20 protein-coding genes are annotated in these 19547 nt (G+C 60.1%); 8 read left to right on the forward strand and 12 right to left on the reverse strand.

From position 1 onward, the window contains the following. Window positions 1-18: 18 nt before the first annotated feature. A complete protein-coding gene (locus ORL50_RS01385; RefSeq protein ID WP_007945562.1) occupies window positions 19-498 on the reverse strand; it encodes an RNA pyrophosphohydrolase in 480 nt (159 codons plus the stop codon). Between the two features lie 143 nt (window positions 499-641). On the opposite strand from ORL50_RS01385, the gene ORL50_RS01390 reads away from it, so the two are divergent. Then, window positions 642-1298: a histidinol-phosphatase gene (locus ORL50_RS01390; RefSeq protein ID WP_266009410.1), complete on the forward strand. Its 657-nt coding sequence runs from the start codon at window positions 642-644 to the stop codon at window positions 1296-1298. A 93-nt stretch (window positions 1299-1391) separates the two neighbouring features. On the opposite strand, the gene ORL50_RS01395 is transcribed toward ORL50_RS01390, so the two are convergent. Continuing rightward, window positions 1392-1817, reverse strand: a complete 426-nt coding sequence (locus ORL50_RS01395) for a DUF2269 family protein (protein WP_266009411.1) — start codon at window positions 1815-1817, stop codon at window positions 1392-1394. 39 nt (window positions 1818-1856) lie between these two features. Further along, window positions 1857-3371: a threonine ammonia-lyase, biosynthetic gene (gene ilvA, locus ORL50_RS01400; RefSeq protein WP_266009412.1), complete on the reverse strand. Its 1515-nt coding sequence runs from the start codon at window positions 3369-3371 to the stop codon at window positions 1857-1859. Between the two features lie 155 nt (window positions 3372-3526). Between ilvA and rpiA the strand changes: the two genes are divergently transcribed. Further along, window positions 3527-4201, forward strand: coding sequence for a ribose-5-phosphate isomerase RpiA (gene rpiA, locus ORL50_RS01405; RefSeq protein ID WP_266009413.1), 675 nt, complete (start codon window positions 3527-3529; stop codon window positions 4199-4201). Between the two features lie 146 nt (window positions 4202-4347). On the opposite strand, the gene ORL50_RS01410 is transcribed toward rpiA, so the two are convergent. The 4 genes from ORL50_RS01410 to ORL50_RS01425 all read right to left on the reverse strand — a co-directional run bounded on the left by ORL50_RS01410 (window position 4348) and on the right by ORL50_RS01425 (window position 8542). Beyond that, window positions 4348-5265 (reverse strand): SdiA-regulated domain-containing protein, encoded by a 918-nt coding sequence (locus tag ORL50_RS01410; protein WP_266009414.1) that lies wholly within the window; start codon window positions 5263-5265, stop codon window positions 4348-4350. Between the two features lie 117 nt (window positions 5266-5382). Then, window positions 5383-6312 carry an SdiA-regulated domain-containing protein gene (locus ORL50_RS01415; RefSeq protein WP_266009415.1) on the reverse strand — a complete coding sequence of 310 codons (930 nt, stop codon included), beginning with the start codon at window positions 6310-6312 and terminating at the stop codon, window positions 5383-5385. A 132-nt stretch (window positions 6313-6444) separates the two neighbouring features. Next, on the reverse strand, window positions 6445-7110 hold the full coding sequence (locus ORL50_RS01420) for a fumarylacetoacetate hydrolase family protein (RefSeq protein WP_266009416.1): 666 nt from the start codon (window positions 7108-7110) through the stop codon (window positions 6445-6447). 37 nt (window positions 7111-7147) lie between these two features. Next, the gene (locus ORL50_RS01425) at window positions 7148-8542 is read right to left on the reverse strand and encodes an FAD-binding oxidoreductase (protein WP_266009417.1); all 1395 of its coding nucleotides are present in this window, start codon (window positions 8540-8542) and stop codon (window positions 7148-7150) included. A 204-nt stretch (window positions 8543-8746) separates the two neighbouring features. Here ORL50_RS01425 and serA point away from each other — a divergent pair, with 204 nt between their 5' ends. Beyond that, complete coding sequence (gene serA, locus ORL50_RS01430) at window positions 8747-9976, forward strand: phosphoglycerate dehydrogenase (protein ID WP_027926502.1); 1230 nt, start codon at window positions 8747-8749, stop codon at window positions 9974-9976. A gap of 63 nt (window positions 9977-10039) precedes the next feature. On the opposite strand, the gene ORL50_RS01435 is transcribed toward serA, so the two are convergent. Continuing rightward, the gene (locus tag ORL50_RS01435) at window positions 10040-10465 is read right to left on the reverse strand and encodes a DUF4399 domain-containing protein (protein WP_266009420.1); all 426 of its coding nucleotides are present in this window, start codon (window positions 10463-10465) and stop codon (window positions 10040-10042) included. A gap of 134 nt (window positions 10466-10599) precedes the next feature. Here ORL50_RS01435 and ORL50_RS01440 point away from each other — a divergent pair, with 134 nt between their 5' ends. After that, on the forward strand, window positions 10600-11187 hold the full coding sequence (locus ORL50_RS01440; protein ID WP_266009421.1) for a transporter substrate-binding domain-containing protein: 588 nt from the start codon (window positions 10600-10602) through the stop codon (window positions 11185-11187). 119 nt (window positions 11188-11306) lie between these two features. On the opposite strand, the gene ORL50_RS01445 is transcribed toward ORL50_RS01440, so the two are convergent. Continuing rightward, window positions 11307-11801: a 2-thiouracil desulfurase family protein gene (locus ORL50_RS01445; RefSeq protein WP_266009422.1), complete on the reverse strand. Its 495-nt coding sequence runs from the start codon at window positions 11799-11801 to the stop codon at window positions 11307-11309. A 2-nt stretch (window positions 11802-11803) separates the two neighbouring features. Beyond that, complete coding sequence (locus ORL50_RS01450) at window positions 11804-12436, reverse strand: 2OG-Fe(II) oxygenase (protein ID WP_266009423.1); 633 nt, start codon at window positions 12434-12436, stop codon at window positions 11804-11806. A gap of 109 nt (window positions 12437-12545) precedes the next feature. Between ORL50_RS01450 and ORL50_RS01455 the strand changes: the two genes are divergently transcribed. After that, complete coding sequence (locus tag ORL50_RS01455) at window positions 12546-13292, forward strand: DUF2059 domain-containing protein (protein WP_266009424.1); 747 nt, start codon at window positions 12546-12548, stop codon at window positions 13290-13292. A 105-nt stretch (window positions 13293-13397) separates the two neighbouring features. On the opposite strand, the gene bipL is transcribed toward ORL50_RS01455, so the two are convergent. After that, window positions 13398-14345, reverse strand: coding sequence for a phospholipase BipL (gene bipL, locus ORL50_RS01460; protein ID WP_266009426.1), 948 nt, complete (start codon window positions 14343-14345; stop codon window positions 13398-13400). A gap of 97 nt (window positions 14346-14442) precedes the next feature. Between bipL and ORL50_RS01465 the strand changes: the two genes are divergently transcribed. Next, window positions 14443-15024, forward strand: coding sequence for a DUF6436 domain-containing protein (locus tag ORL50_RS01465; protein ID WP_266009428.1), 582 nt, complete (start codon window positions 14443-14445; stop codon window positions 15022-15024). A 114-nt stretch (window positions 15025-15138) separates the two neighbouring features. Next, window positions 15139-17541, forward strand: a complete 2403-nt coding sequence (locus ORL50_RS01470) for a penicillin acylase family protein (RefSeq protein WP_266009430.1) — start codon at window positions 15139-15141, stop codon at window positions 17539-17541. 132 nt (window positions 17542-17673) lie between these two features. On the opposite strand, the gene ORL50_RS01475 is transcribed toward ORL50_RS01470, so the two are convergent. Beyond that, entirely contained in the window at window positions 17674-18639 is a 966-nt protein-coding gene (locus ORL50_RS01475) for a GlxA family transcriptional regulator (RefSeq protein WP_266009432.1), read from the reverse strand. A 218-nt stretch (window positions 18640-18857) separates the two neighbouring features. Here ORL50_RS01475 and ORL50_RS01480 point away from each other — a divergent pair, with 218 nt between their 5' ends. Next, window positions 18858-19499, forward strand: a complete 642-nt coding sequence (locus tag ORL50_RS01480; RefSeq protein ID WP_266009434.1) for an HD domain-containing protein — start codon at window positions 18858-18860, stop codon at window positions 19497-19499. The last annotated feature ends 48 nt before the right edge of the window (window positions 19500-19547 follow it).

The raw sequence follows: 19547 nt of genomic DNA on the forward strand, positions 1-19547 counted from the left end.
CGGGGTCGAACTCCGTCGTCAGTCGCGCGTTAAAAGGCGCGGGGCAAGCTCTTTGAGAGCGCGTCGATACACCTCGCGCTTGAATGTCACCACCTGGCCCAACGGATACCAATAACTGACCCAGCGCCAGCCATCGAACTCCGGTTTACCGGTCAAATCCATCCGCACCCGCTGCTCGTTGGAGATCAGGCGCAAGAGAAACCATTTCTGCTTCTGGCCGATGCACAGCGGTTGGCTGTGAGTCCTGACCAGACGTTGCGGCAAACGATAGCGCAACCAGCCCCGGGTACAGGCGAGAATTTCAACATCTTCGCGTTCCAGGCCCACTTCTTCGTTCAACTCGCGGTACAAGGCGTCTTCCGGCGTCTCCTGGGGATTGATTCCACCCTGGGGAAACTGCCAGGCATCTTGATTGATACGGCGAGCCCATAGCACCTGTCCGGCATCATTCGTGAGAATGATCCCGACATTGGGGCGGAAACCATCGGGGTCGATCACGGCAACAACCTCGCAAACGCATGTCGTCGCATTGTTCCACAAAGGTTGTGAAGGCAGCAACGAGCCGGCCTACCTTATGTGCACTCTTGTGAAAAGTCCGTATTCTGGACACCTTTCTACAGACTTTTCAGCGAGTAACTGCAATGCGGCTGGCTTTATTCGACTTGGACAACACCCTTCTGGGCGGCGACAGCGACCACGCCTGGGGCGATTACCTGTGCGAACGCGGGTTCCTCGACGCGGTTGCCTACAAGACTCGCAACGACGAGTTCTACCAGGATTACCTGGCCGGCAAGCTCGATAACGCCGCCTACCTGAACTTTTGCCTGGAAGTCCTGGGCCGCACCGAAATGGCTACGCTGGCGCAGTGGCACCTGGACTACATGCGCGACTGCATCGAACCCATCATGCTGCCCAAGGCGATCGAACTGCTGGCCAAGCATCGCGCAGCGGGTGACAAGCTGGTGATCATCACCGCGACCAATCGCTTCGTGACGGCCCCCATCGCCGAGCGCCTGGGGGTTGAAACACTGATTGCGACCGAGTGCGAAATGGTCGACGGTCGTTACACCGGGCGCAGCACCGACGTGCCGTGCTTCCGTGAAGGCAAGGTCACCCGCCTGAATCGCTGGCTGGAAGAGACCGGGCATTCGCTGGAAGACAGTTATTTCTACAGCGACTCGATGAATGATCTGCCGTTGCTGGAGCAGGTGGCGAATCCGGTGGCGGTGGATCCGGATCCGAATTTGCGCGCAGAGGCAGAGAAGCGTGGTTGGCCGGTGATTACTCTGCGCGACTGAAACCGCCTTCGCGAGCAAGCCCGCTCCCACATTGGAATGCATTCCCCTGTAGGAGTGAGCCTGCTCGCGATCGGGTCGATGCGGTTTTAAGCCTTAAACAGGCTTGGCGCCCATCAACCCCGCAATCGCGATAAAGCAGACAAAGCTGAACAGTGCGAGGGCAAAGGTGAACTTGCCATTGCCTGCCGGAGCAGTTCGTAGCCGATTCAACCGCACCACCAACCAGAACCACGCCAGCGCCGCCACGGTATAAAGCACACTGGAGGCCAGCAACCACGTCTGCCCCAGCGGCCAGCCCACCAGATGCACCATCCACCAGCCGGTGAACGGCATGCTCAATAAAGCCACGCCCATCAGCACCCAGACAAACACTCGCGGGCGCTGCAGGGTCCGCGCGGGCGCCGTTGCGTCACCATTACGCCGGGTGCGCCAAACCCAGATCGCCAGCCCCAGCGCGCTGAGCAACAGCAGTGCGGTCGCTACCATGTGCGCCATTTTCAAGGCGGTTAACGTTTCCATTGTCCGGTTTCCTTATGACCTGCCCATCAGCGTAGCCCCTCAGCCGAGAAACAGCAGGTAGGCCGGGTTGTCGCTTTCGTCCCAGTATGGGTAACCGATTTCTTCAAGCGCCGCCGGCACCAGATGACGCTCGTCATGCGGCACCTGCAGCCCCGCGACGACACGGCCATCCGCAGCACCGTGGTTGCGATAGTGGAACATCGAAATGTTCCAGCGCCCGCCCAGCTTGTTGAGGAAGTTGAACAGCGCACCCGGGCGCTCCGGAAACTCGAATCGCAGGATGACTTCGTCAACCACATGCGCCGCACGACCGCCGACCATGTGGCGGATATGCAACTTGGCCAGCTCGTTGTCGGTCAGGTCGAGGACTGGGAAGCCCTGCTCGCCGAGGCTGGCGATTAACGCACTGCGCGGATCGGTGTCCGGATGGGTTTGCACCCCGACAAAGATGTGCGCTTCGCTGCCGGTGTTGTAGCGGTAGTTGAATTCGGTGATCTGGCGCTTGCCGATGGCTTCGCAGAACGCCTTGAAGCTGCCTGGTTTCTCGGGGATGGTCACGGCGATGATGGCTTCGCGGCCTTCGCCCAGCTCGGCCCGCTCGGCGACGTGGCGCAGGCGGTCGAAGTTGACGTTGGCGCCGGAGTCGATGGCCACGAAGGTATGGCCGGTAACGCCGTGGTGTTCGACGTACTTCTTGATCCCGGCCACGCCCAAGGCGCCAGCGGGCTCGGTGATGGAGCGGGTGTCGTCGTAGATATCCTTGATGGCCGCACAGATTTCGTCAGTGCTGACCGTGATCACTTCATCGACATGATCCTTGCAGATGTCGAATGTGTGCTGGCCGATCTGCGCCACCGCCACACCGTCGGCGAAGATCCCCACCGTGGGCAACACCACGCGTTCACCGGCGGCCATCGCGGCCTGCAGGCAGTTGGAATCGTCGGGCTCGACGCCGATGATCCTGATTTCCGGCCGCAGGTATTTAACGTACGCCGCAATACCGGCGATCAGGCCACCGCCGCCCACCGGAACGAAAATCGCATCCAGGCGCCCCGGGTGTTGGCGCAGAATCTCCATGGCCACCGTGCCCTGCCCGGCAATGGTGTGGGGATCGTCGTAAGGGTGAATGTAGACATAGCCTTTTTCGTCGACCAGTTTCAGCGAGTAGGCCAGCGCTTCCGGGAACGAATCTCCGTGCAACACGACTTTGCCGCCGCGCGAGCGCACGCCTTCGACCTTGATTTCCGGGGTGGTCTTGGGCATCACGATGGTCGCCTTGACCCCCAGCACCTTGGCGGCCAGGGCCAGGCCCTGGGCATGGTTGCCGGCAGACGCGGTAACTACACCGCGCGCGCGCTCTTCGTCGCTCAGCTGGGTGAGCTTGTTATAAGCGCCGCGAATCTTGAACGAGAACACCGGCTGCAGGTCTTCGCGCTTCAGCCAAATATTGTTGCCCAGCCGCTCGGAGAGCTGGCGAGCAGTCTGCAATGGAGTTTCTACGGCAACGTCATAAACGCGCGAGGTGAGGATCTTCTTGACGTACTGTTCGAGCATCGGAAAGCATCACTGAGCGGGTTGGGCAGGGCCAACGAGTCTAACCCGGCTTTTGGGCGGGCGACCACACTAAACCGGTGGTTTTGAGGACACCGGAAAAGATCGCAGCCTATAATGCCGGCCTTTAGTCCCCTCTTCGGCACTTCGGAGCCCGCATGACCCAGGATCAACTCAAACAGGCAGTAGCCCAGGCCGCCGTCGACTTCATCCTCCCGAAACTCGACGACAAGAGCATCGTCGGGGTCGGCACCGGCTCCACCGCCAATTGCTTCATCGACGCCCTGGCCCAACACAAAGGTGCATTCGATGGCGCCGTAGCCAGTTCCGAAGCCACTGCCGCGCGCCTCAAGGGCCACGGGATTCCGGTATACGAGTTGAACACGGTCAGCGACCTGGAGTTCTACGTCGACGGGGCCGATGAAAGCGACGAGCACTTGAACCTGATCAAGGGTGGTGGCGCCGCCCTGACCCGCGAGAAGATCGTGGCGGCCGTGGCCAAGACGTTCATCTGCATCGCCGATGCCAGCAAACTGGTGCCTGTGCTGGGCGAGTTCCCGTTGCCAGTGGAAGTCATCCCAATGGCCCGCAGCCACGTGGCTCGCGAGCTGGTCAAGTTGGGCGGCGACCCGGTCTACCGCGAAGGCGTGCTGACCGACAACGGCAACATCATCCTCGACGTATTCAACATGCAGATCACCAATCCGGTAGAGCTGGAAACGCAGATCAATGCAATCGTCGGCGTGGTCACCAACGGGTTGTTCGCAGCGCGTCCGGCGGATTTGCTGTTGCTGGGTACGAGTGAAGGCGTGAAAACCCTGCGCGCCAAGTAGACCCTGCAGGCCATTTTCTCCCGGGCAAATGAACATTCCTGTAGGAGTGAGCCTGCTCGCGATAGCGGAGTAACAGTCAATATAGATGTCGACTGATGCTCCGCTATCGCGAGCAGGCTCACTCCCACAGGATTATGCCGTTAGGGTCAGGGCTGGGCGGGCTTCTTGAATACGTAGAACAGATTCGGCTCGCTCACCAGGTACATCGTGCCTTCGTCATCCATGGCGATCCCCTCCGCTTGCGGCACGGTCTTCTGCAGACCCTGACGCCCCTTGTTCAGCGACATGGTGCTCAGCGGCCTCCCGCCCACATCCAGCTCCAGAATGAGCCGCGACTCGTCGGACAGCGCCAGCAGATGGCCGCTGCGCTCGTCGTATTGCAGGCTGGACAGGTCTCGCACAAACATCCCAGCATCGCGCTTGGGGTTGTTGACCACATGCACCGCGTAGGATTTTTCCGGGTTGTAGTGCGGAAAACCCTGCACTTCGTAGATCAACATCGGATCGCGTTCCTTGGCCACGAACAGGCGCTTGCCCACAGAGTCGTAGGCCAGGCCTTCAAAGCCCTTGTTACTGGCCATGTGCACGCCAAGGGATATCTGCTCGGCATCTGCCGCATCCAGGAAAGTCGTGTCCTTCTCCAGGTGAATCTTGATCAACCGCTGCTCGCGCTCGTCGGTGATCACGTAGGTGTCGGCACTGATGTACTCCACCGCCTCCGGATCGCCAAAACCGATCAGCGCAACGCGCCGGATGATCTGGCCGTCCAGTGACAGCTCAATCAATTCGGAATTCTTGTTGGTGACCGTGAACAGGCTTTTGCGCACCGGATCGAAAGTCAGGGCCGATACGTCGTCATCCAGGCCTTCGATGACTCGCGCCTCGACCGTCACCTGATAGCGGTCCAAGCCAATGGAGAGTTCATTCTCGCCCTGCCACAGCGCATGCAGGTTGAACCAGCCTCGCTCGAACAGGCGCAAGTATTGGCCCATGGCGATCAACGCCAGCAGCGCGATCACCACGAAGATCAGGATCAGGGGTTTGGGACGGGCAAATCGACGCATTCTGGCGGGCTCGGTTTCAAGACAGGCGGATGAAATATCATGTCTGTCTGAACTGAAGCTTAATGGCCACTTGCCCTGTCCTACAACCGTGCAGAAGAAATCTGCACGGCGTCGTGATCAATTCTGCTTTTCGAAGCGATAAAACAGATTCGGCTCGCTCACCATGTACAGGTTGCCAGCGTCGTCCATGGTCACGCCTTCGGCTCGTGGGATGGTCTTTTTCAACCCATTGAAGCCACCCAGCAAAGTCATGAAGCTGACCTGCTCGCCCTTCTCGTCAAGTTCCAGCAACAGGTGAGAGTCGGCTGACAGCACCAGGGTATGGCCGGTGCGCGGGTCGATGGCCAGGGCTGACAGGTTGCGCAGGTCCAGTTCGTCACTGTCGAGTTTCTGTTTGTCGCCAGTCAGCGAAACGCCATCGCTGCTTTTCCAGGTGAACAGCGCCGGTGGGCGCTCTTCACCCAGCAGCATCTGCTGATTGTGCGAGTCCCAGACAATGGCTTCGAACGCCTTGTTCTGGTCTTTCGAAGGGCCGAGATCATATTTTGGGAAGTCGGCAATGTTCAACTCCCGGGTATCGGCATCGACCTTGACGATGGACAGCAGATGCTCACGCTCGTCGACGATGGCCATCAGGCCGTTGCCCATTATCGTCAGGCCTTCCGGATTGCTCCAGCCGACCAGGGGCATTTTGCGCAGCACATCGCCCTGCAAGGTCAGTTCAACGAGAAACGGATTTTTGCCCATGACCGAAAACAGGGTTTTGGTTTGAGCGTTGTAGGCCAGGTCGGACGCTTCGTCCTTTTCCATGCCTGGGAGCAATTTGGCGTCGATCACGGCCTTGTAATTCGGTAGCCAGATACTTTCCTGGCGTTCGGCCGTGCTTTCGAAACGTTCCTGCAACCAGAGTGCGCCACGATCATCCCAATGCATGGCAATGGCCAGGCCATAAACGATGGCGGCTACCAGCAACAGCCAGTAGTACCAACGCATGAAAAAGCGCGGGCGGCGGGCAGGTTTGAGTGTGGGCAGCGGTTGGTTGGCCATGGGAAAATCCAGGTGGTCGGTAGACACCTTGTAGGAGCCTGCTTGCTGGCGATCTCGGTGTGCCATTCGATATTTTAATTGAATGACACCCCGCGATCGCCAGCAAGCAGGCTCCTACAAGGGTGTGTTGTTTCAGCGGACGCTGGTGGTGAAGCTGCTCGCGCCTGGCAATTCGATCACCAGTTCGTCACCGACATTCAGCGGGCCAACACCCACCGGCGTGCCGGTCAGGATCACGTCACCGGCCTGCAGCGAGAAGCAGCCGGCCATGTGCTGGATCATCGGCACGATCGGGTTGAGCATCGCGCTGCTGTTGCCATCCTGACGGACTTCGCCGTTGATGGTCAGGCGAATGCCGATGTCGGTCAGGTCGGCGAAAGTGCTGCCGGACACGAATGGCGCAATTACCGCCGCGCCGTCGAACGACTTGGCGATTTCCCAGGGCAGGCCCTTGGACTTCAGCTCGGCCTGTTTGTCGCGCAGGGTCAGGTCCAGGGCCGGGGCGAAACCGGAAATCGCATCCAGCACTTCTTCGCGGCTTGGCTTGGTCGACAACGGCTTGCCGATCAACACAGCGATTTCCGCTTCGTAATGCACCGAACCGCGTTCGGTCGGAATGCTGAAGCCACCTTCAAGCGGCACCACACAGCTGCCCGGTTTGATGAACAGCAGCGGCTCGGTAGGCACCGGATTGTCCAGTTCCTTGGCGTGTTCGGCGTAGTTACGGCCGATGCACACCACTTTCCCCAGCGGAAAGTGGATACGCGTTCCGTCGACATACTGGTGCTGATAGCTCATGGACCGACTCCTGCTTCGTAGCGCTTAAATTCGAATGTCAAACCGCGAAAATCTTGCCCGGGTTCATGATGCCATTCGGGTCGAATACCGCCTTGACGGCTTTCATGTACTCGATCTCGACCGGCGAGCGGCTATAGGTCAAGTAGTCACGCTTGGTCATGCCCACGCCGTGTTCGGCGGAGATCGAACCGTTGTATTTCTCGACGGTTTCGAACACCCACTTATTAACGGTGGCGCATTTGGCGAAGAACTCGTCCTTGCTCAGGTTATCCGGCTTGAGGATGTTCAGGTGCAGGTTGCCGTCGCCGATGTGACCGAACCAGACGATTTCGAAATCCGGGTAGTGTTCGCCGACGATCGCGTCGATTTCCTTGAGGAACGCTGGGACTTTCGACACCGTGACCGAAATGTCGTTCTTGTACGGAGTCCAGTGGGAAATAGTCTCGGAGATGTACTCGCGCAGCTTCCACAGGTTCTGCAGCTGGGTTTCGCTCTGGCTCATCACGCCATCCAGCACCCAGCCCTGCTCCACACAGTGCTCGAAGGTTTCCAGGGCGTGGTTGGCCACTTCTTCGGTGGTCGCTTCAAATTCCAGCAACGCGTAGAACGGGCAATCGGTTTCGAACGGCGCCGGCACATCACCGCGCCCCATGACTTTAGCCAGGGCCTTGTCGGAGAAGAATTCGAAAGCAGTCAGGTCGAGCTTGCCCTGGAATGCATGCAGAACCGGCATGATCGAATCGAAATCGGCGGTGCCGAGGACCATGGCGGTCAGGTTTTTCGGCGCGCGATCCAGGCGCATGGTGGCTTCAACCACAAAACCCAGGGTGCCTTCGGCGCCAATGAACAGCTGGCGCATGTCGTAGCCGGTGGCGTTCTTGATCAGGTCGCGGTTCAGCTCCAGCACATCGCCCTTGCCGGTAACGACTTTCATGCCGGCGACCCAGTTACGGGTCATGCCGTAGCGAATAACCTTGATCCCGCCGGCATTGGTGCCGATATTGCCGCCAATTTGGCTGGAACCAGCCGATGCGAAGTCCACCGGGTAATACAGGCCTTTTTCTTCAGCGACGTTCTGCAAGTGCTCGGTGACCACGCCCGGCTGGCACACGGCGGTGCGGTCGGTGAGGTTCACGTCGAGAATCTGGTTCATGTAATCGAAGGACACGACCACTTCGCCATTGGCTGCCACCGCCGCAGCGGAAAGCCCGGTACGGCCGCCCGACGGCACCAATGCCACCTTGTGTTCATTGGCCCAACGGACAATGGCCTGCACCTGCTCGGTGGTCTTGGGGAACACGATGGCCGTGGGCGCCGGAGCGAAATGCTTGGTCCAATCCTTGCCATAAGCATTCAGGGAGTCGGCATCGGTCAGCACCTTGCCAGGCTCAACCAGGGTCTTCAGCTCATCAATCAGGGCAGGATTGGTCATCGACAGAACTCTCGAACAATTCATGGTCATCCTGAGAACGCTTCACGTCGCAGGAATGAGTGTTTAGCGGGGCGCCTATGCTAGCATACCGACCCCGCAGGGTAGTGCCCAAAGGCGATTCTGCGGCGACGGCATACTTGCCGTCCGGGTCAGCATCTGTTGACCATTTCCTGCCATTTTTCTCCGGGATACAGGTTTACGCAGATGAGCAAGACTTCTCTCGATAAGAGCAAGATCAAGTTCCTTCTTCTCGAAGGCGTCCACCAATCGGCTGTCGACGTTCTCAAGTCGGCGGGCTACACCAGCATCGAGTACCTCACAGGTTCTCTGCCGGAAGCCCAGCTGAAGGAAAAGATCGCTGATGCGCACTTCATCGGCATTCGCTCCCGCACGCAACTGACCGAAGAGATCTTCGATCACGCGAAGAAGCTCGTCGCTGTCGGTTGCTTCTGCATCGGCACCAACCAGGTCGACCTGAACGCGGCTCGCGAACGCGGCATCGCAGTGTTCAACGCACCGTACTCCAACACTCGCTCCGTAGCCGAGCTGGTGCTCGCCGAAGCGATCCTGTTGCTGCGCGGCATCCCCGAGAAGAACGCTTCCTGCCACCGTGGCGGCTGGATCAAAAGCGCGGCCAACTCCTTCGAAATCCGTGGCAAGAAGCTGGGTATCGTCGGTTACGGCTCGATCGGTACTCAATTGTCGGTCCTGGCTGAAGGCCTGGGCATGCAGGTGTACTTCTACGACACCGTGACCAAGCTGCCACTGGGTAACGCCACCCAGGTCGGTAACCTGCACGAGCTGCTGGGCATGTCCGACATCGTCACCCTGCACGTTCCGGAAACCGCTGCGACCCAGTGGATGATCGGCGAGAAGGAAATCCGCGCCATCAAGAAGGGCGGCATCCTGATCAACGCCGCACGCGGCACCGTGGTCGAGCTGGACGCCCTGGCAGACGCGATCAAGGACAAGCACCTGATCGGCGCGGCCATCGACGTATTCCCGGTAGAGCCCCGCTCCAACGACGAAGAGTTCGAGAGCCCGCTGCGTGGCCTGGACAACGTGATCCTGACCCCGCACATCGGTGGTTCCACCGCCGAAGCGCAGGCCAACATCGGCTTGGAAGTCGCGGAAAAACTGGTCAAGTACAGCGACAACGGTACTTCGGTATCGTCGGTGAACTTCCCGGAAGTGGCCCTGCCGGCTCACCCTGGCAAGCACCGCCTGCTGCACATCCACGAGAACATCCCGGGTGTGATGAGCGAGATCAACAAGGTCTTCGCCGAAAACGGCATCAACATTTCCGGTCAGTTCCTGCAGACCAACGAGAAAGTCGGCTACGTCGTGATCGACGTCGACGCCGATTACTCCGAGATCGCCCAGGAGAAGCTGCAGCACATCAACGGCACTATTCGTTGCCGGGTATTGTTCTGATAGCGATTCTGAGCGACAAAAAAGGGAGCCGTTGTGGCTCCCTTTTTCATGCCTGCGGAGAAATTATTCCACCGTCACGGTGATTTTCTTCGACACGATTGGCGGGTCGAATGGAATGTGACCGCTGTCACCCAGCTCCAGCTGCAAAGTGTGCTTGCCTGGCGGTAGTTTGATGGTCGCTTCGGTCTGCGCCTTGCCGAAATGCATGTGGTTGGCGTCCGTCGGAATCGGCTGGCCAGCTGCAGGCAGATCTTTCACATCGATCAACAGGTGGTGGTGACCGGTGTGCTTGGTGACATCGCCCGCAGGGGCCAGAGAGATGTCCTTGACGCCGAACTTGACCTTGAATTCCTGTGGCACCTTGGCACCGTCTTCCGGGGAAACGATAAACGCTTCTGCTCCCTTGGGGGCCGGAGTGGCTGCCGTTGCCAGCATCGAAGCCCCCATCAACAGGCCAGCCAATGCTGCTCGTGACATAAAGGTTTTCATTCTCTTCTCCAGTTTTTACGTAAAATCCGCGCAGTCATGACAACTTCATGACCATTTGTTGTCGAAGGCACTCGACAACCATAGCAAAGCGAGCCGATCCAGAGCCTCGCCATAATGAATTCAAAGGAGTGACCATGCGCTTTTTGCCTGGCCTGATCTGCCTGCTACCCCTTTTGAGCCCAATGGCTCATGCCGAGTTGATTGACGACATCAACGACCGTGGCGAACTGCGCATTGCTCTTGAGGCTAATACACCACCCTTCAATTTCAAGGACGACGGCAAACTCACCGGCTTCGAAGTGGAACTGGGTCAACTGCTGGCCCAGGAGCTGGATGTACGGGCCGACTTTGTCGTGGCCGATGCCAGCGAGCTGTTGCCGGGGGTCGAGAGCGGTAAGTTCGACGTCGCCATCAATCACATAGCACTGACCCCGGATCTCAAGGATCGTTTCGACTTCAGCGAACCTTACAGCTATGCCAAGGCAGATCTGATCGCGCAGAAAGAACCGGAGCCGCGCTCGATCCTGCTGGTGCAGAGCCTGACGCAGGAAAAACCCAAGGCACCCGCGCCGCTGAGCCTGGCAATTCCGTTTCAGAAGGGCAACCCGGCGTTTCATGCCAGCCTGGAGAATGCGTTGGGGCGGATCAAAGCAGATGGGCGCCTGGAAGCGCTTTCCGAGAAGTGGTTTGGTGCGGATACGAGTGTGGCTCCCAAACCCTGAGACCACTGCCAGACTCTGAATATTACGCGACCCTTGTAGGAGCCTGCTTGCTGGCGATTGCGGTGAAACATTCAACATCTACATTGACTATTACACCGTCATCGCCAGCAAGCAGGCTCCTACAACTGCGGTGTAAGGCTTGCGAGTACGGCAGCGGCTTTGGGCAATTCGAGCTCGCTGAAGACCTGCACACCATGACGCCGTAGCAATGCCGCGGTAACGCCTTCGCCGCTGACCTTCACGCCGCTGAAAGTCCCGTCGTAGGTCAACAGATTCCCGCATGACGGGCTGTTGGCCTTCAACACCGCAATCCGGATGCCGTGCTTTTGCGCCAGTTCCAACGCCTGGTAAGCCCCCGCTAGAAATTCGGCGCTGACATCCGCGCCATCAGTGGTGATGACCGCAGCCTGCCCATCCAGCACCTCGCCGCCCTGCCCGCCCGGAATTTCTGCGGCAGCCCGGGGAGTCGGCAAGCCTCCGGCCACTTCGGGGCACAAAGGCACGACCCGACCTTCATCGACCCATTGCTGCAGCTGATCGAACGGCCCGCTGGCACCGCCGTCGTAGCGAACGCGGTGCCCCAGCAGGCAGCGGCTTACCAGAATCTTCTGCATGGTCAGAATGGCTCGTTGCCGCGACGCCGGAACCAGCCAGTCAATGACAGGCGATTACGGCTTGCGGGCATGACTTCGTGGGGCACTTCGCCCGACAGGAATACCACCAGGCAGCCTCCGGTAGGCACCACGTCGTGCTGCACGCCTTGGTCCAGGTACATGCGCAGCTGGCCGCCGTGCTCGGGCAGCCAGGCGTCGTTCAAGTAGACCACCGCCGATACCATGCGCCGGTCATCGTCGCGGAAGCGGTCGACGTGCTTGAGGTAAAAGGCTCCTGGCGGGTATAGCGCGAAATGACTTTCGAAATCTTCCAGACCGAGGAACAGGCCGCGATTCATCGCCTCGCGCAGGCTGTCCATCAGCTGCAGATAACTGTCACAGGCCAGCGCCTGGCCGGGTTCGATCCACTGGATACGATCACCGCGAATGCCTTCGCGAATCTCCGAAGTGGGCCCACGACCCACGGCGGCGGGCGCCAATTCACCTTCGGCTGCACGTTTATGGCACTCAGCAGCCAGTTCCCGGGTCAGACCCAGAGGCAGGAAAATATTCTGCTGCGACCAGCCATGTGTGGCCAGGTCGTCGACGATACGTAGCAGCAGCGGATGATCAGAGGATATTTGCATGGCGCGCATAGTATTCCTGTGCCTGCAAATCCGACAGAGCCGTGCAGCGGCTTGATACGAATTCTCGACAAGTCCGAATGCCACACGGAGAATAGTCGCCTGCTGACAGGAGTCCCCAATGCGCCGTTTGCTTTTCTCACTGTTGATGTTCTGCGTTATGCCCGCCTGGGCAGACGGCCACGACCAGTTGTACAAGGTCGCCGGCTGGCCGGAACAACGCGCGCATTTCAACGACGCACTTGCGGCCGCCCAGCAGCGCTACCAGAACAGCCTGCCTCCGGCGGTGTTCCAGGCGCTGGTCAACAACAGCAACCAGCGGTTCGCGCCCCAGGCCGTCGATCAACGCGCCGAGGCGCAATTGCGCAAGACCCTGGTCGATCCCAAGCCGGCCCTGGCCTTTTTCGAGTCGCCACTGGGCAAGAAAATCGTCGCTGCCGAGCTGCTGGCAACCCGCCGCGATCAGCTGGCGAAGAATGCCAAGGGCCTGCCAAAAATCGAGGCCAGTGACACTCGCATGCTGATCATCGGCCACCTCGCCCAGGCCTTGCCTGCGCGCGAAGCGGGCGCCGAGGTGAGCCTGGCAATTGCCGGCGTCGCCGCAGACAGCCTCAGCTCGATGATTCCCGGCTTGCTTGGCGGCGGTCAGGCGCAGGGGATGTTGAACGGTCAGCGCCAGCGCCTGATGGATCAGATCGGCAGCGACTTGAACAACACGTTGCTGTACGTCTATCGCGACCTGTCGGACACGGAACTGGAAGAATTTGCGACATTTGCCGAGTCGACTGAAGGCAAGGCTTATTACCAGGCGGCGCTGGCGGCGATTCGGGCGGGGTTGGCGGTGGGGCAGACTAACCCGGGGCAATAATTTTCAGTACCTGATAGATCGCTATCGCGAGCAGGCTCACTCCTACATTTGGAACGCATTTCAACTGTAGGAGTGAGCCTGCTCGCGATAGGGCCCCCACTGCCGCTATAGATTCCGGCCCTTGATCCGCTTGGTCAAAAAGCCAAAATACTCCGCCCGCAACGCCAGCGTTTCATTTGCCAGGTGATGCCGTGCCTCGGGCAGCATCAACACCTGCGGCCGATCGAATTTGGCCCGCAACACCCCAAGGTTATGCTGCCAATCCACCGTCATGTCCGCCTGCCCCTGCACGATCAGCGGCCGCCGCAAGCTGTTCGGCGCCGCCTCGATGCGCTTGATCCAACGAGCAAGGGCGCCGACCCAGGCGGTGGGCAGACGCAGCGGTTGCAGTGGGTCGGCTTGCAGGAACGGCAGGAAATCCGGGTCGTTGGAGTTCTCGCTGAAGCGCCGGGCGATGGCTTTGACGAAGGGCCGGAGCAAGTGATAACTGAGCTGCGACCAGCCCCACGCCCGCGGCCGAACCAAAGGCGACAGCAGGATTACCTGACCCTGGGCCGGACTGTCTGGCCCGGCGTTGAGCACATGATCAATCACGATTGCCCCCCCGGTACTTTGCCCGCACAGGTGCCACGGCTGCGGCAGATCAATCGACTTCGCCTCGGTAAACAAGCCGTGCAACGTGTCCTGATACTCGGCGAAATCCCGGATGCTCGCCCGCTCGCCGCTGGACAGGCCATGCCCTGGCAAGTCGCAGGCAATGACGGCGAAACCCTGCTCCAGCGCCCAGTCGATCACGTGCCGATACAAGCCGGTGTGATCGTAGAAACCGTGGAACAGAAACAGCGTCGCCTTCGCCCGCTGCGGCCACCAGAACTGGCTGACCACCTGATAACCACCCACGTCGAACCGCCCCAGGCCAGAGCGCAGCTCGCGCCCGGGAAAATCCAGCCCATAAAACCGCTGATACGCCCGCCCTTCCTCCGACAATGGCTGGGCATCGGCCAATGGCCGCAGGCTGGCGCGCAAGTGATCGGGGGCGAAAGTGGCAGACATGAGCATTTCCAGCGAGTGAAAAGGACTTTATCGGCCTGCGATATTCATCTGTCCCGGCAAGCATGGCAAGCTAGCCGACCTCAAAGGAATGCAATCCATGCGCCCGGCCTACCGCACCACACTGCTCGCCAGCCTGCTCACCCTCGTGTGCGCCGCCGTACTGTGGGCGGCATATGACTGGTTCCAGGGGCGCTACCTGCGCGCATTCAGTGAACACACGGCGGTGTTCTCCGGCGACCCCTTGCGCCTGCCGGATGAAATGGCAGGCCCCGGGGCTATTCGCCTGGTGCACTTCTGGGACCCGGCGTGTCCGTGCAATGTCGGCAACCAGCAGCACCTCAGTGAACTGGTCGAGCGCTATGTACCACAGGGCATCGAGTTCTACTCGGTGCAGAAGCCCGGCAGTCACGGCCAGTTGCCGAGCACCCTGAGCAGCCTGAAAAACATCAACGTGTTTCCTGGCTCCGAGCAGATTCCGGCCAGCCCCGCCGTGGCGATCTGGGATCGAGCCGGCAAGCTGGCCTATTTCGGCCCCTACAGCGAAGGTCTCACCTGCAACTCCAGCAACAGTTTTATCGAACCGATCCTGCAGGCTTTAAACGAAGGCCGCGAGGTCAGCGCCACCCACACGCTGGCGGTGGGATGTTACTGCCCCTGGCCAGTGGCTACGACCCAGTAGGGACAAAACCGGCAATAAGAATCCCTCCTAAGGGCGATGGGCCGAAACGGCAGGTCGTGTTAAACAGTGTCGCCAGGGAATTGCTGTCACTCATAACAAGAACAAGGAATCTCCATGAAACGCCTCCTGACCGCTCTCGTCCTGCTGGTTGTGGTACTCGCTGCGGGCGCTGGCTGGTACGTCTACAGCAAACAGCCGACGCGCAAGGGCATGGTTGAACTGCAACACCTGCAGGGCCCCGTCACGGTGCGATACGACGAGCGCGGTGTGCCGCATATCCGTGCCGAAAACGAACCCGACCTGTATCGCGCGCTGGGTTATGTGCAGGCCCAGGACCGGCTGTTCCAGATGGAAATCCTGCGCCGCCTCGCCCGAGGTGAACTCGCCGAAGTGCTGGGGCCTAAATTGCTCGATACCGACAAGCTGATGCGTAGCCTGCGCATTCGCGAGCGCGCTGAAACCTACTTCGCCAACCTGGATCAAAAGTCGCCGGCGTTTATCGCCATGCAGGCGTATCTGGACGGCATCAATCAGTATCAGGACAGCCATCCGCGACCGGTCGAGTTCGACGTGCTGGGGATTGCCAAGCGCCCTTTCACTACGCAGGACACCATCAGCATCGCCGGCTATATGGCCTACAGTTTTGCCGCGGCGTTTCGCACCGAGCCGCTGCTGACCTACGTACGCGATCAACTTGGCACCAACTACCTGAGCGTCTTCGATCTCGACTGGCAGCCCAAAGGCGTGCTGGCGAATCAACCAGGCGGTGCCGCTGCCCATGCCAGCATCGACTGGAAGGACCTCAATGCCCTCGCCCGCCTGAGTGAACAAGTCCTGGCCGATAACGGCCTGCCGCAGTTCGAAGGCAGCAACGCCTGGGTCATCGCCGGCAGCCGCACCAAGAGCGGCAAGCCGTTGTTGGCGGGCGACCCGCACATTCGGTTTTCCGCGCCATCGGTGTGGTACGAGGCGCAGCTCTCGGCACCGGGCTTCGACCTTTATGGCCACTATCAAGCGCTGATGCCGTTTGCGTCACTCGGCCTTAATCACGATTTCGGCTGGAGCATCACCATGTTCCAGAACGACGACCTGGACCTGATCGCGGAGAAGGTCAACCCGGACAATCCCAACCAGGTCTGGTATCGCGGCAAGTGGGTGGACATGACTTCCAGCGAGCAGCAGATCGCCGTGAAGGGCCAGGCGCCAGTGACCCTGGTGCTGCGCCAGTCGCCCCACGGGCCGATCGTCAATGACGCGCTGGGTGCCAACGCTGGCAAGACGCCGATTGCCATGTGGTGGGGATTCCTCGAAAGCCAGAACCCGATCCTTGAAGGCTTCTACCAGCTCAATAGTGCCGACACTTTGGCCAAGGCCCGCAGTGCGGCGGCCAAAGTCCAGGCGCCGGGCCTGAATATCGTCTGGGCAAATGCCAAGGGCGATATCGGCTGGTGGGCGGCCGCCCAACTGCCCAAGCGCCCTGCCGGGGTGCGTGGCGATTTCATTCTCGCCGGTGGTACTGCCGAAGCGGAAAAGGACGGGTTCTACCCCTTCAGCGCCAATCCCCAAGAAGAGAATCCGCCACGGGGCTATATCATCTCGGCCAATTTCCAGCCGGTGTCGCCAACCGGGATGGATATTCCCGGGTACTACAACCTGGCGGATCGTGGCCAACAGCTCAATCGCCAGCTCGGCGACAACGCCGTCAAGTGGGACCTCGACGCCAGTCAGAAGCTGCAGCTGGGCACCACCACCAGCTACGGCCCGCGCTTTCTCGCCCCGCTGTTGCCGGTATTGCGCGGAGTGGTCAACGATCCTGCGGAGCTGAAGCTGGTCGAACAACTGGCCCAATGGCAAGGTGATTACCCGCTGGATTCCACCAGTGCCACCTTGTTCAACCAGCTGCTGTTCAATCTGGCCGACGCGACAATGCATGACGAGCTGGGCGATGCATTCTTCGAAACCCTGCTGTCGACCCGGGTAATCGATGCCGCGCTGCCGCGCCTGGCAGCCAACATCGATTCACCGTGGTGGGACAACCGCAACACTGCCGCCAAGGAAACCCGCGCCGACACGGTCAAGGTAGCGTGGCAAGCGAGCCTGGCGCACCTCAAGAGCACACTCGGCGCAGACGTCACGCAGTGGCAGTGGGGCAAGGCGCATACCCTGACCCATGGTCATCCGCTAGGGCAGCAAAAGCCGCTGGAGCGGATTTTCAACGTCGGCCCGTTCGCCGCGCCTGGCACTCATGAAGTACCAAATAACCTCTCGGCGAAGATCGGCCCGGCGCCCTGGCCTGTCACTTACGGCCCTTCGACCCGACGCCTGATCGACTTCGCCGACCCGGCACACAGCCTCACCGTCAACCCGGTCGGCCAAAGCGGCGTGCCGTTCAACAGCCACTATGACGACCAGGCGGAGGCGTATATCGAAGGGATGTATTTCCAGGCTTACCTCAATGAAGAGGAGGTTAAAGCGAATACTCGGAGTACTTTGAAGTTGGCGCCACCGAGCCGGTAAATTATGTTGCCTGGGCGGCCCTCATCGCGGGCAAGCCTTGCTCCCACAGGACAATGGCGAACCTGAGATCAACATTTGTGGGAGCAAGGCTTGCCCGCGATGGGGCCCGCATGAACTCCTCCGAACTCTGCCTCACACCCCCACCGCAAAATTCAACCGGAACTGCTGGGGCGTCACCCCCAGCCGCCGGTTGAACACACTGCGCATATGCTGCGCATCCCGAAAACCACACTGGTACGCCACCGTCTTGAGTGGCGCTCGGGTGCTTTCCAGCAGCACTCGTGCCGCATCCACCCGCGCCCGTTCGACGAATTCCGCCGGGGTGATCTTCGCTTCCCGGGCAAACACCCGGGAGAAATTGCGCGCACTCATGTTCGCGGCGGAGGCCAGGTCGGCGATGGTCAGGTCGCCCGTCAGGTTGGCCAATACATGCAGCTGCACCAACGCGACCGCCGAGGTCGGTTCGGCATGGGGCGTGAGGAACGGACTGAACTGCGACTGCCCACCCGAGCGCTGGGTGAACACCACCAACCGCTTCGCCACGCTCAACGCGACTTCCGGGCCGTGATCCTGGGCCAGCAGGAACAGCGACAGATCAATCCCCGCCGTGACCCCGGCCGAGGTGACCAGCTCGCCGTCCTGCACGTACAACCGGTCGGCTTCGACGCATGTTCCAGGACATAAAGCAGCCAACGCCGCCGCATCGCCCCAATGCGTGGTCACCGTTCTCGACTCCAGCAACCCGGCCCGGGCCAGCATGAAGGCACCATTGCAGATAGAGCCGAACCGTTGCGCCCGTGCGCTGGCGTCGCGCAGCCAATCATCGAAAGTCGCGCCGAAGTTCATGTACGGCAACTGCGGCCCGCCCGCCACCAGGAGCAAGTCGTACGCCTCCGGCGCTTCGCTGTAATGCCGATGGGCGTGGAGTGCCAAACCGTTGGAACACACCATCACCCCATGTTCGACTCCGATCACTTCCAGGCGATAGTGGTCCGCTGGCGCCAGGAAACGGTTGGCCTCGGAAAACACATCCATGGGCCCGGTGACATCCAGTGACTGAACGCCGGCGAAGACCACAATGGCCACGGTTTTACTCATGCCAAAAACTCCCCAAATCTATGCCTGCGAACACTTGTAGCAGCTGCCGGCCTGCGAGGCTGCGTTCGGCTGCGTAGCAGTCGTGAAAAAATCAGGCTGGCGCGATATGCATGTTCATTGGCAAGGATCGCAGCCATGCCTCGATTGTCCGCTTCGGGCCGCAGGAACAGACTTGTTCCAACAGCGCCGCCACGGCGTTCCCCACGAGGAAAGCACCCATGAGCAGCACCATCGCCGGCATCCAGATCCCCGACAGCGCCCTCGCCATGGCCACTACCGAATACATCCGCGACGTCGAGTCGGATTTGCTCTATCACCATTCCCGTCGAGTATTTCTGTTCGGCGCTCTGAGCGGTGAGCGCAAGCAGCTGGCCTACAACCCCGAACTGCTTTACGTCGGCGCGATGTTCCATGACCTGGGTCTGATGGAAGGCCATCGCTCCGCCAATGAACGCTTCGAGGTCGACAGTGCCAACGCCGCCAAGGCCTTTCTCAAGCCCTACGGACTAACCGACGACGACATCGAACAGGTCTGGCTGTCGATTGCCCTGCACACCACACCGGGAGTACCCCAACACCTTCGCCCTAACGTAGCGCTGGTGACGGCGGGGGTCGAGATGGATGTACTGGGTATCGACTACGCGGCGTTTTCCACTGGGCAGCGCGAGGCCGTGGTGCATGCGCATCCACGAGGTGATGGGTTCAAGGAGTGCATCCTGTGTGCCTTCGCCAATGGCTTCAAGGATAAGCCCGACACTACTTTCGGCACGGTGAATGCGGATGTGCTGGTGGACAGCGAGCCAGGGTTCAAGCCGATGAACTTTGTCGAGATCATCCGCAAGTCCCCGTGGATTTCATGACCGCTGTAAAACCTGTAGGAGTGAGCCTGCTCGCGATTGCGCACTGAC

Source organism: Pseudomonas sp. RIT-562 (assembly GCF_026241895.1).
Classification (GTDB): Bacteria; Pseudomonadota; Gammaproteobacteria; order Pseudomonadales; family Pseudomonadaceae; genus Aquipseudomonas; species Aquipseudomonas mandelii_F.

Bases quoted from the DNA above. Each gene is read 5' to 3' on its own strand.
- ORL50_RS01395 (WP_266009411.1), bottom strand. From the start codon at position 1,817: ATGGAAACGTTAACCGCCTTGAAAATGGCGCACATGGTAGCGACCGCA.
- ORL50_RS01450 (WP_266009423.1), bottom strand. From the start codon at position 12,436: ATGCGCGCCATGCAAATATCCTCTGATCATCCGCTGCTGCTACGTATC.
- ilvA (WP_266009412.1), bottom strand. From the start codon at position 3,371: ATGCTCGAACAGTACGTCAAGAAGATCCTCACCTCGCGCGTTTATGAC.
- serA (WP_027926502.1), top strand. From the start codon at position 8,747: ATGAGCAAGACTTCTCTCGATAAGAGCAAGATCAAGTTCCTTCTTCTC.
- ORL50_RS01435 (WP_266009420.1), bottom strand. From the start codon at position 10,465: ATGAAAACCTTTATGTCACGAGCAGCATTGGCTGGCCTGTTGATGGGG.
- ORL50_RS01470 (WP_266009430.1), top strand. From the start codon at position 15,139: ATGAAACGCCTCCTGACCGCTCTCGTCCTGCTGGTTGTGGTACTCGCT.
- ORL50_RS01420 (WP_266009416.1), bottom strand. From the start codon at position 7,110: ATGAGCTATCAGCACCAGTATGTCGACGGAACGCGTATCCACTTTCCG.
- ORL50_RS01465 (WP_266009428.1), top strand. From the start codon at position 14,443: ATGCGCCCGGCCTACCGCACCACACTGCTCGCCAGCCTGCTCACCCTC.
- ORL50_RS01425 (WP_266009417.1), bottom strand. From the start codon at position 8,542: ATGACCAATCCTGCCCTGATTGATGAGCTGAAGACCCTGGTTGAGCCT.
- ORL50_RS01410 (WP_266009414.1), bottom strand. From the start codon at position 5,265: ATGCGTCGATTTGCCCGTCCCAAACCCCTGATCCTGATCTTCGTGGTG.
- ORL50_RS01440 (WP_266009421.1), top strand. From the start codon at position 10,600: ATGCGCTTTTTGCCTGGCCTGATCTGCCTGCTACCCCTTTTGAGCCCA.
- ORL50_RS01415 (WP_266009415.1), bottom strand. From the start codon at position 6,312: ATGGCCAACCAACCGCTGCCCACACTCAAACCTGCCCGCCGCCCGCGC.
- ORL50_RS01480 (WP_266009434.1), top strand. From the start codon at position 18,858: ATGAGCAGCACCATCGCCGGCATCCAGATCCCCGACAGCGCCCTCGCC.
- ORL50_RS01455 (WP_266009424.1), top strand. From the start codon at position 12,546: ATGCGCCGTTTGCTTTTCTCACTGTTGATGTTCTGCGTTATGCCCGCC.
- rpiA (WP_266009413.1), top strand. From the start codon at position 3,527: ATGACCCAGGATCAACTCAAACAGGCAGTAGCCCAGGCCGCCGTCGAC.
- ORL50_RS01475 (WP_266009432.1), bottom strand. From the start codon at position 18,639: ATGAGTAAAACCGTGGCCATTGTGGTCTTCGCCGGCGTTCAGTCACTG.
- ORL50_RS01445 (WP_266009422.1), bottom strand. From the start codon at position 11,801: ATGCAGAAGATTCTGGTAAGCCGCTGCCTGCTGGGGCACCGCGTTCGC.
- ORL50_RS01390 (WP_266009410.1), top strand. From the start codon at position 642: ATGCGGCTGGCTTTATTCGACTTGGACAACACCCTTCTGGGCGGCGAC.
- bipL (WP_266009426.1), bottom strand. From the start codon at position 14,345: ATGTCTGCCACTTTCGCCCCCGATCACTTGCGCGCCAGCCTGCGGCCA.